Source organism: Streptomyces sp. NPDC005899 (genome assembly GCF_040629645.1).
GTDB lineage: Bacteria > Actinomycetota > Actinomycetes > Streptomycetales > Streptomycetaceae > Streptomyces.
The window spans coordinates 1-12,176 of sequence record NZ_JBEXWB010000187.1 but is presented as its reverse complement, the minus strand read 5'-3'; the positions used below and the strand labels follow the sequence as shown (position 1 = coordinate 12,176).

The window sequence follows — 12,176 nt, the reverse complement described above, 5'->3', positions numbered from 1 at the left end:
GAAGGGGCGGGAGCCGCGACGGCGGGCACGAAGGCGCCGCGGTCGAGCGGGACGATCCGCGCGAGGTTCGCGGGCCGGTGCCACTGCGGCAGGCCCTACGCGGCGAAGGACATGATCGCGAAGAACCCGCAGGGCTGGGGCCACCCGGAGTGCCGGACGGCAGCTGCCGGAGCCTGAGCCCGGCGTCCGAGCCAGCGCCTGAGCCCGGCGCCCCGGCCCGATCGGGCCCGTCAGATGTCCGCCCAGACGAGCAGGCCGGCGAGGCCCGTACGGGTGCCCCAGCGCGCCGCCAGCGCGTCCACGATGACCAGGCCCCGGCCGCCCTCGGCCAGGGAGGCCGGGCCGAGTCCGCCGGAAGCCTCGCGGCCGGCGGCATCCGCGCACCCGGAGGGGGCCGCGGCGCCGGTCGGGCCTCCCGGCCCCTCCGCGCTGTCCGGGGTGACCTGCGCGCCCGGCCGTGCGGGCCGTTCCGCGGCTCCCGGCCCGTCGGGGCTCTCGCGCCGGTGCGGGACGTGGCCGATTTGTGCGGCCGGGTCCGGGGTCTCGGGACGGCGTGGCCGAGGGGCTCGCGATCCGCCGGGGCCGCCGACGGCGGCCGCCTCACGCAGTGGGGCCGGCACGTTCCCGGCGCCCCCGTCCCACACGCAGATGCGGACACGGCCCGCGGCCCGCGCGACACGGCACCGTATCCGCCGCCCGGCGGTGTGCCGTACCGCATTCGTGACCAGCTCGGTCACCACCAGCGCCGCGGTCTCGACGCGGTCGGCGGATTCCCCCCAGTCGCGCAGCGCTTCCTGTACGTGGTGCCGGGCCTCGGGGACCCCCTTGGGGAGGCGGGGAATCCACCAGCTCCGGGCACTGTGCCCGTCGGAGTCCTCCTGAGGAAGCCGAGCACAGGCATCTATTTCCGACATGTATGTACTCTCGGCGCAAAGCGCATACTTTGCAAGCGACAGAATGCGTCACCGGGCCGCTCTCCCACGAGCACGCGAGGAAGGCAGGTGCATGAGGCCCCGATCCGGCCCCACCCCCGAGCACCGTGTCCTCGCGGCACGCCTGCGCACGCTGCGGGAGCGCGCCGGCGTCGGTCTGGAGGCCGCCGCGGCGGCCCTGGGCGCTCACCCCGCCACGGTACGGCGCATCGAACGGGCGGAGACGGGCCTCGACGCCCACCAGGTCCGTCTCCTGCTGGACCGCTACCAGGTGCCGGCCGCGGAGGCGGAACAGATCATGGCCGGTCTCGGCACCGCGAATCTGCCCGGCTGGTGGCACCGCTGGCGGGACGTGATGGAACCGTGGCAGCAGGAGGTCATCGGCATCGAGTCCTCGTCGACGCTCGTACGCACCTGGCACCCCGCACTGGTGCCCGAACTGCTGCGGACCCCGGCCTACGAGACCGCGCTGCGCCGGACCCTGCACCACGACGAGGCGCCCGGGCGTCCGGAGCGGCGCGTCGAGCTGCTGGAGGAGCGCCGGCGCCGGATGGAGGAACGCGGCACGGCACTCTGGGCGCTCCTTCCGGCTGCCGCCCTGCACACGCGGGTCGGCGGGCCCGACGTGATGGCCGAGCAGCGGGCGGCGCTGTCCGAGGCCATGCGCCGACCGCTGATCACGGTGCAGATCGTGCCCCTCGACTTCCCCCCGCACCCCCTGACGGGCGTACCGGCGCTGCACCTCCTGCGGGTCTCCGCCCGGGAGATCGGCGACCGGGCGGTCCTGGAGGTACCGGGAGCCCGGGTGGACGTCGTCGACGAGCCGGACGCGGTGACGAACCACCGCAGCCGGATGGACGCCGCGTGCGCTGCCGCCCCCAGCCCCGGCACCCGGCTGCCGGAGGCGTGGTAGGCCCTTCCGGACATGCGGGACGCAGACCGGCGGGACCCCCGGCGCACCCGCCACCGAGGGCCGATGCGGCGTCCGTACGGGGGCGGCCGGCACCCATGAGCCGTCGCGCACACGCCCGTCGGGGTTTCGGACGCCAGATGCCGGTCACCCGCAGGAGGACGGACCGAGCCGAACACCCGGTATACGAAGGAGTGACAGACATGGACAACTGGCGTACGCACGCGGCCTGCCGTGAAGTGGACCCCGACCTTTTCTTCCCCATCGGAAGCACCGGCCCGGCCCTTGTGCAGGCCGAGGAGGCGAAGGCGGTCTGCCGGCAGTGCCCCGTCCGGGAACAGTGCCTGGACTGGGCCCTGGAGAACGCCCAGGACTCCGGCGTCTGGGGCGGCCTGGACGAGAACGAACGGCGTGCCCTCAAGCGCCGCCGCGCTCGGGAACAGGCCAGGAGCCACGGATGACGCCTGACGGCTGCGGGGCCCTTCCCGGGAGACGATGAGCCATGGACCTGTCCGTCTGGCTGATCGTCGCCGTGGTCGCCGCCCTGCTCACGGCGGTCACCGCGGCCGTCCTCCTGGTGCGGGTCTTCCGGGCCAGACGGCTCCTCGTCGACGCGGGCGTCCCCCTGCACAACAAGGCGCTGATGTGGGCCGCGGTGCTCTACACGGTGTCGCCCGTCGACCTGCTGCCGGACCCCGTCTACCTGGACGACATCGGTGTCCTGCTGCTCGCCCTGCGCTCCCTGCACTCCGCGGCGCACGCGGCGGGTCTGCGCGGGCGGGGGACCGGGACGCGCGAAGGCGTGAAAAAGGCGGGGTCCGGCGGCAACCTCACGGCCGCGGGCGGCAACTGACGGGGTGTGATCCCCCCGACCCCGCTGCCGAGAAGGTGCCTGTCGTGGAACCTTTGCACCGCCACCCCCGCCCCCGCTCCGGGTCCCGCTCCCACCGCCGTGCCGGCCGCCGCCGCGAGCTGATCGGTTCGCTGACCGCCGCGCTGCTCGCCGCCGGCACACTCATGGCCCTGGGACCGACGTCCCAGGCCGCCACCGCACGGCAGGCCGAGGCCCTGGACCGCGGTGTCGTCAGCGTGCACACCGACAGCGGCAACCTCGTCAGCTGGCGCTGGCTGGGGACCGATCCGGACGGCGTGTCGTTCAACGTCTACCGGGCCGGCACCAAGGTGAACGCCTCGCCCGTCACCGCCTCGACCAATTACCTCCACTCCGGCGCGCCCGCCACCGCCGACTACACGGTGCGCGCGGTGGTGAACGGCGTGGAGCAGGGCGACTCGGTGCACGCGGTCCAGTTCCGCGCCAGATACAAGGACGTCCCCCTCACCCCGCCGGCCGGTGGCACGTCCCCCGACGGAGTCGCCTACACCTACGAGGCGAACGACGCCTCCGTCGGCGACCTGGACGGCGACGGCGCCCTCGACTTCGTCCTCAAGTGGCAGCCGACCAACGCCAAGGACAACTCCCAGTCCGGCTACACGGGCAACACGGTCATCGACGGCATCCGCCTCGACGGCACCCGCCTGTGGCGCATCGACCTCGGCCGCAACATACGTTCCGGAGCGCATTACACGCAGTTCCAGGTGTACGACTACGACGGCGACGGCCAGGCCGAGGTGGCCATGAAGACCGCCGACGGCAGTGTCGACGGGACCGGCAAGGCGATCGGCAGCCCGTCCGCCGACCACCGCAACTCCTCCGGCTACATCCTGTCCGGACCGGAGTACCTGACGATGTTCAACGGCCGCACCGGCGCCGCGATGGGCACCGTCGACTACGTCCCCGCGCGCGGCACGGTCTCCTCCTGGGGTGACTCCTACGGCAACCGCGTCGACCGCTTCCTGGCCGGCACGGCCTATCTGGACGGTGCCAGGCCCTCGCTGATCATGGCGCGCGGCTACTACACGCGCAGTGTCATCGCCGCCTGGGACTGGCGCGGCGGTGCCTTCACCCGGCGGTGGACGTTCGACACCAGCAGCTCGACCAACACCGGCAAGGGCTACGACGGCCAGGGCAACCACCAGCTGTCGGTCGCCGACGTCGACTCCGACGGCAGGGACGAGATCGTGTACGGCGCCATGGCCGTGGACGACAACGGCGCCGGACTGTGGACGACGAGGAACGGGCACGGCGACGCCATGCACGTCGGCGACCTCGACCCCTCCCGGGCGGGCCTGGAGGAGTTCAAGGTCGACGAGGACGGTTCCAAGCCGTCCTCCTGGATGGCGGACGCGAGGACCGGGGCGATCCTGTGGTCCACCCCGGCGAGTGGTGACAACGGACGCGGCGTGTCGGCGGACATCTGGCCGGGAAGCCCCGGGGCCGAGTCCTGGTCCTCCGCCGTGTCAGGAGTGCGCGGCCCCCAGGGCTCCGTGGTCACCAGCCGGAAACCCTCGAGTGCCAACTTCCTGGCCTGGTGGGACGGGGACACGACCCGTGAACTCCTCGACGGCACCCACATCGACAAATACGGCACCTCGGGCGACACGCGCCAGCTGACGGGAGCCTCGGTCCACTCCAACAACGGCACCAAGGCGACCCCGTCCCTCTCCGGCGACATCCTCGGCGACTGGCGCGAGGAGGTCGTCTGGCCGACCACGGACAACACCGCGCTACGGATCTACTCCACGCCGTACGAGACCGGCACGAGGATCACCACGCTGCTCCACGACACCACCTACCGGACGGCGCTGGCCTGGCAGAACACGGCCTACAACCAGCCCCCGCACCCGGGCTTCGCCATAGGCAACGGCATGGCCACCGCGCCCCGCCCGCGCATCACGACGCCCTAGCTGGGACGACGCATCCCGAAGGTCCCTGCAGAGTGGTGGTCGGAGTACTGTACTCCGACCACCATTCCTGCGCCCACAGCCCCTGGGGGAGAATTTGGGGAGATCCCACCTCGTTTCGAAGGTCGGCGTTGCCTCGCCTCCCTCGACCGCGGCGCCGGGGTCACCGACAAGAGACCTGCCGATTGCAGCCCGGCCGCGGTTCCCCGACTTCGGCATGAAGTGCACGTAGGTCCGAAGCGTGAACGCCGGATCCGAGTATCCCAGCCACGCAGCCGGCTGAGTGATGGTCTCGCCCTCGAACAGGACGACACCGGCGAAGGTGTGCCGCAGGGCATGGAAGCCGAGCTCCCTCGGCATCACCCACGTCTGCTTGCGCCACGGGTGCTTGCCGGCCTTCGGCTCCACCAGCGTCACTCTCGGCGTAGGGATGAGACCGGCGTCGGCGAGCGCCGGCTTCCAGTGCTTGTCGTTGAAGGTGTCCTTGTCGATGCTGTTCCCGCACGTCGTGGTGACCAGCAGCCGCACCGACCGCAGCGGGCGGTCCGCCCACGCCTTTTCGCTCCTTGTTCCGTACTCGCCGCCATCAGCAACCGGTCCGCCGCCAACGTCCCCGGCGCCACCACGGAGCAGCTCCCCTGACGTCCTTCTCGCTGCCCACCACCCGCCACTACCTGTCGACCGCCTGCGAAACGGCCCGCCTGCTGGACGGGGCCATCATCCGCAACCCCGACCGCAGCGACCTGTCGGAGTGGCGGAACCGCATGCGCACCAGGTGCCGGCCCAACCACAAGTTCACCGGAGCCGGTTGCTCCTGCGCCTGCCACCGAGAGGCGACGTGAAACGCACCGTGGCGTCCCCAACCTGCGCTGCTTGAGCGCGCTCCCGACGTGCCCTCGGTCGAATATCGGCTCGACCGCAAGTCGTGCTTCTGCTGCCATGGGGACCCCGCACGCATCTGCTAGTGGCAACGGCCAGCCGAACCAGCAAGGGAACATCCGTGAACGTCCTGCTCTCCGGGATCGTCGGCTCTACGGCCTACGGCCTGGCCCGCCCCGGATCCGACATCGACCGGCTGGGCATGTTCGCCGCTCACACTGCCGACTTCCATGGGCTACACCGGCCAACGGAATCCCACGTCACCAACCGTCCCGACCGGACACTCCACGAGGCCGCAAAGTGGTGCCGGCTCGCCCTCGGCGGAAACCCGACTGTCATGGAACTTGTCTGGCTCCCCGACGACCTCTATGAAGTGCGGACCCCCCTCGGCGACGAACTCATAGACATCCGATCGACACTGCTCTCTGCGAAACGGGTCCGCGACGCCTACCTCGGCTACGCCACCCAGCAATTCAAGCGGCTGTACGACCGCGGCGACGGATCGTTTTCTGCCGACACCAGGAAGCGCACCGAGAAACACGCCCGCCACCTGCGCCGCCTCTGTCACCAGGGCTTCGAGCTGTACTCCTCCGGTCACCTGCGGATCCGTGTCGAGAACCCCGACGATTACCACGAGTTCGGGGAGCAGGTCGCAGCCGACGCAATGGTCGCCCTGCCCATGCTCCAGCGGTACGAATCCCTCTTCGATTCCACGACCAGTGTGCTACCCGACAAGCCGGATGAACGACCGGCCGAAGCGTGGCTCCGACGGGTACGGGCTGCCCACTACGCACCGTCGACGCACCAGTGACCAACCGACCCGCACGACACAGCGGCCCCCACCAACCGGCGGGGGCCGCTGCGCTTCAGTCCGATCGCACACGTGCAGAAGGGTCCAGTCGTCGGCACTCACTGGTTGCACCAACCAGTGCCCTGGTGATAGTTCCACCGACATCTGCCGAATCCGCGTCGCCAACCAAGACGGCCCCTGCGTCGCCTCGTCCCAACGAATCCCATCAAGCTCCTCTGGCCCGTCGATGCGGACTGAGCGCAGATCCGCGCCATGGAAGACGTTCGCGGCATCGTCCATAAGCGACGCTGCGACACGCAGGGATCCAAGAACTAGCTGCTCGCGTGATGTGTCGGATGTCGGAAACGCGCAAAGGCACTGCTCTGCTTACGGAGCCGCTGGCGTTGTACCGTTCGATGCAGGAGACCCGTCGAAGTGGCGGGCTTCCTGCTCCTTGTCCTCTTCGCGGGCCTGGCGCTCTGGGCAAGCACAATGGCCGGCGCAATCGTTGCCGGCGGGCTCGGGGCCGTGTCAGTAGCACTCGCCGGGTACGTCGCCGGGAACATTTCGTCTCCGCCACTAGCCCAGGCCGCTCATGTCAAGGTAGTGCCCGCCCACTTGACCGCGGTGAAAGGAACTGCCCAATGTCCCAACCCGATGCCTTCCTGGCCCGCATGGTGCAGCGAGTAGAGGACGCGGGGGAGTGGTCTCACGATCCCGTGAACGTCACCGTCATCCTGGACGGCGTCATGATCACCGGTGAACTCGTCTGTCGTGACAATTGGCGCGCAAGGAAAGCGCACGCCAGCTCAAGCGGCAAATGCCGGGACGAAGCTTCGCTGCCGACTTCCTGGCTGAAGGTCTCTTCAACGGCGAAGAGCAGCACCTGCACCCGCGTAGCGGCAAGGTCATCCACGGAAACGCGGTCACGCCGGCAGCGGGCGGACTGTTCCGTACGGCACTGTCTGAGATCAGTGGGTGGGCTGTGGGGGAGATCGGCTCGGATGGCTCCATGCGCTAGGGACTGAAGCTGGGTCCCCCTACCGCACAACAAGGCCCCGGACCTCGTGGCTCGGAATCTCTGTCGGTTCAGCGCGCGCAATCCAGCTGCCACCCAGCCGGTCCGTCGGGAGGAGTGTCACCTGGGCGTCCAGCACCCGGCACAGGTCATCCAACGCCCGCTGGCACTCTTGCCGCGTCCCGCCATGCACCGTGTACCTCGCCACGAGGGCATTCTGCCGGTGGGGCGGGGGATGTGCGGGATGGGCTCTAGCGGCCCATCCTGAGCCAGGACTACGCTCGGCCCCCAACTCAGGGGGAGGGGCAGCATGGCGAAGAAGAAGGCGAAGAAGCCCAAGGGGTGGTGGGTGGAACAACGCATCCTGCGGGCTGAGTTGGCCAAGCGGCAAGCTATCGAGGACGCGCGCCACGAGAGAGTGTACGGGCGGACCGGGAACACGCCTCCACGGCAGTCATCGAACTCGGTGTACGCCATGTCGAGCGGGTCGTACAGGTGACTGCCCCCAACCCTCGTCGACGCATGACGAAGCCCCAGCACCGTGCTGGTGCGGGGGCTTCGCCGCGGGCACCTGCGGCCGCCACTCCGGCAGGTAGTTGGGGTGGTCGCTGTACGGCAGGGCCAGGAGTTCGAGGGTGCGGCGCACCCGGGCGTCCCGGACGCACCGTTCCACGCCCCCCGAGCATTGGCCATGCTCGTTGCGGTAGTCGTCGTTGAGCGCCCTGATTCGCTCCGCCGTGGCCGTGTCCAATCCGTCCGCCTCGCTGGCGAGCGGGCAGTGCCTGTAGTGGTCGCCGGTGACAAGGTGGCGGCTGGCCAGGGCCTCGTCGAGCATGAGCCGCTTCGCCACGACCTCGACTCGTCCAGCCCAGGAACCCCGTGTCGTCCGCCCGTCCTGGCCGCCGCACCCGTATCCGGCTGGACCGCTTGCGGCCCATCAGTACCGGCTACCGGTACATCCGCACCATCACGAAGGAAAAGTGACCATGTCGTACCCCCCGCCCCTCACCCCGGAGGAGAAGCTCGCCCAGGCGAAGCAGGCCCTCAACATCCCCCGCATCGTCGTGATCTGCGGCAGCACCCGGTTCATGGCTGACATGCAGGAGGCGAACCTGCGGGATACCGCGGCCGGCCACATCGTCGTTGCCCCGGGCTGCAACATGAAGGAACCCCACGGCCTGTGGGCGACCGAGGAGCAGGCGGAGCCGCTCAAGGCCCGTCTGGACGCCCTGCACCGGGCGAAGATCCGCCTCGCGGACGAGGTTCTGGTCGTCGGGGACTACATCGGCGACAGCACCCGCGCCGAAATCCGATACGCGCACAGCCTCGGCCTGCCGATCCGGTACACGCACCCCGAGGTCAATTCGATGCCCACCCCGGAGACGCCGCGATGATCCAGGCCGGACAGACCTACGAGGTTGGTGACACCGTCCGCCTCGAGAACGCCAACCTTGTCGCGAACCGCACCCGCGACTACGAGATCACCGCGACCCACCCGTACGGCATCAGCGTTACCGCGAAGGGGCACGGTTACTTCCTCACCCACGTACAGGCCGACCACCTCGGCATCACGAAGAAGCCGTGACCACCACCCGCGGCGGGGCACCCCGCCGCACCGGATACGTACAAGCGACGTGAACCCCAAGGGGGCGACGAAGGATGAGCCCTTCCGATAGAGTCAGAGCCAGGCGGTCATCTTCAGGATGGGTCCGATTCGTCACCGGAACCGCCACTGTGCGGAAGATCCCGGTGCAAGTCCGGGCCAGTCAACGCTCGCGTCGACTCGTAGCTCAAAGTAGAGCGTCCGCTCCTAATACTCCAGCCGGACTTCGGTGTATGTCCTGGTCAACGGCTTGAGCGTGGGGATTGTAGCGGCGTGGTGCCGGGGGTGGGGCGGGTTCTCTCGGCCTGTCCCGCGAAGGGGTGACCGCGCCGTGTGTAGTGACAGCGTCGGGGACAGTCATCGTCCGGTCGGCGCAGCGAGTTCGTGACCGCCGTGGTGGCCACCTGCTCGTCGCGGGTGAACTCCTCCACCACCCGGGCCCTGTCCACCGTGGTTACCTTGGCCGTCACCTCGGGCCGCTGCAAAAAGTCACTGGTCACCATCGCGGCGACCTGGTCGTCCTGGGCCAGCGTGTGGATCGCGGTGGTCTTCTCCTTCGGTGTCACGGGTGTCTCGACCCGGTTGCCGACCCGCCGGCTGGCGTCGTCCGGCGTCCACCGGGCCTTGCCCTCGGGGGGCGTGAGGATCGCGTCGAACTGTTCCTGATCGTTCTCGATGTAGGCCAGGATCCGGTGGGAGGTCGGCGCGGTGGGTTGCGGTGGGGGCCTCGCAGGGTGGCCCTTCAGGTCGGTGGGGTCAGGTCGGTGGGGTCAGGGGGCGGGGTCCTGCCCCATTCGTCGGCCGCCACCACGAGACAGGCCGCGACCAGGACGACGTTCTTGATGACGTACTGGCCCTCCAGGGTGGGAGTCGGCACGCCCCTCTGCCACATCTCCCCGGGGAGCAGCACGAGCGCGGAGAAGACGCCGACCATGTGCGCGAAGAACCCCACCAGGGCCAGACGGAGCAGCACCCCCGTGACGAGGCCGAGGCCGATGGCCGTTTCGCCCACCGCCAGCATCGGCAGGATCAGGTCCGGCGGCAGCAGGCCGAGGGTGAGCTTCGTCGCGGCCCGGACGGCGACCCCCTCGGCGGGGCTGGCCGCGGGGAAGAACTTGAGGACGCCGAAGCACAGGAACACCGTACCCACGCACACCCTGAGCAGCGCCGGGCCGCGCGGCTGGATCCGGTAGGCCAGGGACCGGGCCGCCCGGTGAGCCCGCCCGTCAGGCCGGGTTCCGGCTCGGGCCGGCCCCTGAGGGCGGTGAACGCTTCGCTCGCCGACTGTCTCCATCGCCGTACCCACCCTTTCGCACACGGTTGGCCGAAGGCCCCGGCCGCTTGACGGCCCGGAGGAGGTACTCGGTGCCCGGAGCGGCGGGCGTGTCCTCCGCTCCAGGCACCGGAACACCGGCCGGCCCTACGGACCGGCACGTCCCGGCAGAACCGGGTGGTGGCACCGCGTCAGCTCACGTTCACGTCCACGCAGGCGTAGAACGCGTTGCTGGTGTCGGCGATGTTCCACACGGCGAGCACCTTCTGCTTGCCGGTCAGGCTGCCGAAGTTCACCTGATGGGTGACGGTCTCGCCCGGCCGGGCACCCCCGTCGTTGAACTCCGCGATCTTCCGGCCACCCACGTAGTACTGCCAGGTGGACGTGGCGTGCCGGGCCGTCAGACGCCAGTTGAAGCTGGTGGTCCGGCTGACCGGGGTCACCCTCCAGCCCTTGCTGTCGTTGTCCAGCTCGGCGAAGGCGGCGTTGCCTCCGCTGCAGCTTTTCAGGCCCTTGGGGCCCTCGACGCTTTGCGGCTCGTACTTGATGGAACCGCAGGAGACCACGCCCGCGGCACACTGGGCCTGCCGGCTGGGCGGCGAGGATATGTAGCCGTGCGCGCTCGCGCTGCCGGCCGGGAGGCTCACGGCCAGCAGCGGGGCGATCCCCGCGCCGATGACTGCGGCCAGCATCTTCTTGCTCTTCATGACGACTCCTGTGTGGGGGGTTCGTGCCGACCCGCCCGAGGGCAGACAGCATGAGCATGTCAAGCAGTCACCCTGCGACCGTGCGGATCGGTCATGGCGACGAGGTGAACTGTACCCGTCTTGGTCTAGACCAAACTAGTACCTGTGCGCGGCCGTTGGGTCTGCGGCCCGTTCGGGCGGGCGAGCACGCGGCCGAGGTGATCGCCGGCCTGCTCGACGCGGGGGGCAGGCGTTCCGGTACCTCGACGACGCGTGACACGCCCTGTCGCGCCCCACCGTGCCGATCAGTCAACAACTCCCGCGGTCGGTATCGCCGCCCGGCAGGTTGCGGCGGCTCCGCCCCACCTCGTGGCCCGCTGCGAAGACTTCGAAGTGAATTGGTCTCGACCATTGCTCTCCGGTACGGCGGTGAGGGAAGCTGCTCACCGCACACCGGATCATCACTTCCGGAGCGCTCCCCACCGGAAATCAGAAAGGCAGCAACACACCCATGCGCAAAACTATTTCGACCTTGAGCCTGACCGGCCTGCTGGCCGCAGCCGCCCTGCTGCTCGCCCCGTCCGCCCAGGCCGCCGGTTACGTCTACGTCGGCATGTACCCGAGCGCCGCCTCCTGCGACGCGGCCGGCAAGGCGTACGTGGCCCGCGGCCAGGCGGTCAGCTACTTCTGCGACGCCACCCCCACCGTCGCCCGCCTGTCCATCTGGAACTGACCGGATCTCGCCGCCGGGCACCGACACACCGGGCGCAGAACCGGCCTGGCGGCCATCGGGTCCGGCGGCCACTCGGCCTCCGGGACCGACGGCTCCTCCCTTCCGTGCGCCGCCGACCGCCCGGAGGGGGCCGTCCGGAGGGGACCGTCCGGGGACTAGTACTCCAGCAGGACTTCGCTGTCTGACCTGGTCTTTCGCCGGTTGGCGGGAGTGTAGCGGGACTTCGGTCGTGGGGGGGGGTCTCACGGAGACCGCCCCTCGATCGTGCGACAACGCCGCAGGTAGTGACAGCGGCGGGCAACTGCTTGGCGTCGGCGGCGCCAGTTCGACCAGCTCAGCGCGTGATGTCGTCCGCGGTGTCCGCTCAGGTGCGGGGGTCGGACACGACAAGCTGCCAGGAGTCGCCGAACCTCCGCCACTGTGAGCTCGATGACCCCGGCCGCCCCACTGGTTGCGCCCCGTTACCGTGTTCGTGGCTCCGAAATGGGGCTCCCGGCCTCCGGGCCCGGTATGACTTGAGCCCCTTGTCGATCATGGTCGAAAAAGTGGT

13 protein-coding genes and 3 pseudogenes are annotated in these 12,176 nt (G+C 69.8%); 9 read left to right on the top strand and 7 right to left on the bottom strand.

Translation table 11 applies throughout. The annotated features are described in order from the left end of the window. Positions 1-177 (top strand): annotated as a pseudogene (locus ABZ371_RS20455) (ribonuclease HI); the annotation flags it as partial. A gap of 53 nt (positions 178-230) precedes the next feature. On the opposite strand, the pseudogene ABZ371_RS20450 reads toward ABZ371_RS20455, so the two are convergent. Both ABZ371_RS20450 and ABZ371_RS20445 read right to left on the bottom strand, forming a co-directional pair. Next, positions 231-332: pseudogene (locus ABZ371_RS20450) on the bottom strand (ATP-binding protein); the annotation flags it as partial. A gap of 282 nt (positions 333-614) precedes the next feature. Then, positions 615-914: pseudogene (locus tag ABZ371_RS20445) on the bottom strand (ATP-binding protein); the annotation flags it as partial. Positions 915-1,005: 91 nt separating this feature from the next. Here ABZ371_RS20445 and ABZ371_RS20440 point away from each other — a divergent pair. The 5 genes from ABZ371_RS20440 to ABZ371_RS20420 all read left to right on the top strand — a co-directional run bounded on the left by ABZ371_RS20440 (position 1,006) and on the right by ABZ371_RS20420 (position 6,334). Further along, positions 1,006-1,845, top strand: a complete 840-nt coding sequence (locus tag ABZ371_RS20440; protein WP_358681512.1) for a Scr1 family TA system antitoxin-like transcriptional regulator — start codon at positions 1,006-1,008, stop codon at positions 1,843-1,845. 200 nt (positions 1,846-2,045) lie between these two features. Next, positions 2,046-2,303, top strand: a complete 258-nt coding sequence (locus ABZ371_RS20435) for a WhiB family transcriptional regulator (RefSeq protein ID WP_358681510.1) — start codon at positions 2,046-2,048, stop codon at positions 2,301-2,303. Between the two features lie 41 nt (positions 2,304-2,344). Beyond that, positions 2,345-2,695 carry a YkvA family protein gene (locus ABZ371_RS20430; protein WP_358681508.1) on the top strand — a complete coding sequence of 117 codons (351 nt, stop codon included), beginning with the start codon at positions 2,345-2,347 and terminating at the stop codon, positions 2,693-2,695. 44 nt (positions 2,696-2,739) lie between these two features. After that, positions 2,740-4,647: a rhamnogalacturonan lyase gene (locus ABZ371_RS20425; RefSeq protein WP_358681506.1), complete on the top strand. Its 1,908-nt coding sequence runs from the start codon at positions 2,740-2,742 to the stop codon at positions 4,645-4,647. A 997-nt stretch (positions 4,648-5,644) separates the two neighbouring features. Then, entirely contained in the window at positions 5,645-6,334 is a 690-nt protein-coding gene (locus ABZ371_RS20420; RefSeq protein WP_358681503.1) for a nucleotidyltransferase domain-containing protein, read from the top strand. A 688-nt stretch (positions 6,335-7,022) separates the two neighbouring features. On the opposite strand, the gene ABZ371_RS20415 is transcribed toward ABZ371_RS20420, so the two are convergent. Together ABZ371_RS20415 and ABZ371_RS20410 are read right to left on the bottom strand one after the other, a co-directional pair. After that, on the bottom strand, positions 7,023-7,229 hold the full coding sequence (locus ABZ371_RS20415) for a hypothetical protein (protein ID WP_358681501.1): 207 nt from the start codon (positions 7,227-7,229) through the stop codon (positions 7,023-7,025). A 556-nt stretch (positions 7,230-7,785) separates the two neighbouring features. Then, the gene (locus ABZ371_RS20410; protein ID WP_358681498.1) at positions 7,786-8,181 is read right to left on the bottom strand and encodes a DUF6221 family protein; all 396 of its coding nucleotides are present in this window, start codon (positions 8,179-8,181) and stop codon (positions 7,786-7,788) included. Positions 8,182-8,317: 136 nt separating this feature from the next. Here ABZ371_RS20410 and ABZ371_RS20405 point away from each other — a divergent pair, with 136 nt between their 5' ends. Both ABZ371_RS20405 and ABZ371_RS20400 read left to right on the top strand, forming a co-directional pair. Beyond that, entirely contained in the window at positions 8,318-8,725 is a 408-nt protein-coding gene (locus ABZ371_RS20405) for a hypothetical protein (RefSeq protein WP_358681495.1), read from the top strand. Further along, the gene (locus ABZ371_RS20400; protein WP_358681493.1) at positions 8,722-8,916 is read left to right on the top strand and encodes a hypothetical protein; all 195 of its coding nucleotides are present in this window, start codon (positions 8,722-8,724) and stop codon (positions 8,914-8,916) included. The genes ABZ371_RS20405 and ABZ371_RS20400 overlap by 4 nt, the downstream gene beginning before the upstream one ends. Positions 8,917-9,176: 260 nt before the next feature. Here ABZ371_RS20400 and ABZ371_RS20395 read toward each other — a convergent pair whose 3' ends face one another. From ABZ371_RS20395 to ABZ371_RS20385, 3 genes are all read right to left on the bottom strand, one after another. Next, positions 9,177-9,623 carry a DUF6192 family protein gene (locus tag ABZ371_RS20395; protein ID WP_358681515.1) on the bottom strand — a complete coding sequence of 149 codons (447 nt, stop codon included), beginning with the start codon at positions 9,621-9,623 and terminating at the stop codon, positions 9,177-9,179. Positions 9,624-9,676: 53 nt separating this feature from the next. Further along, the gene (locus ABZ371_RS20390) at positions 9,677-10,228 is read right to left on the bottom strand and encodes a DoxX family protein (RefSeq protein ID WP_358681490.1); all 552 of its coding nucleotides are present in this window, start codon (positions 10,226-10,228) and stop codon (positions 9,677-9,679) included. 170 nt (positions 10,229-10,398) lie between these two features. Next, positions 10,399-10,914, bottom strand: coding sequence for a lytic polysaccharide monooxygenase auxiliary activity family 9 protein (locus tag ABZ371_RS20385; protein ID WP_358681487.1), 516 nt, complete (start codon positions 10,912-10,914; stop codon positions 10,399-10,401). 511 nt (positions 10,915-11,425) lie between these two features. On the opposite strand from ABZ371_RS20385, the gene ABZ371_RS20380 reads away from it, so the two are divergent. Then, positions 11,426-11,626: a hypothetical protein gene (locus ABZ371_RS20380; protein WP_358681485.1), complete on the top strand. Its 201-nt coding sequence runs from the start codon at positions 11,426-11,428 to the stop codon at positions 11,624-11,626. Positions 11,627-12,176 lie beyond the last annotated feature (550 nt).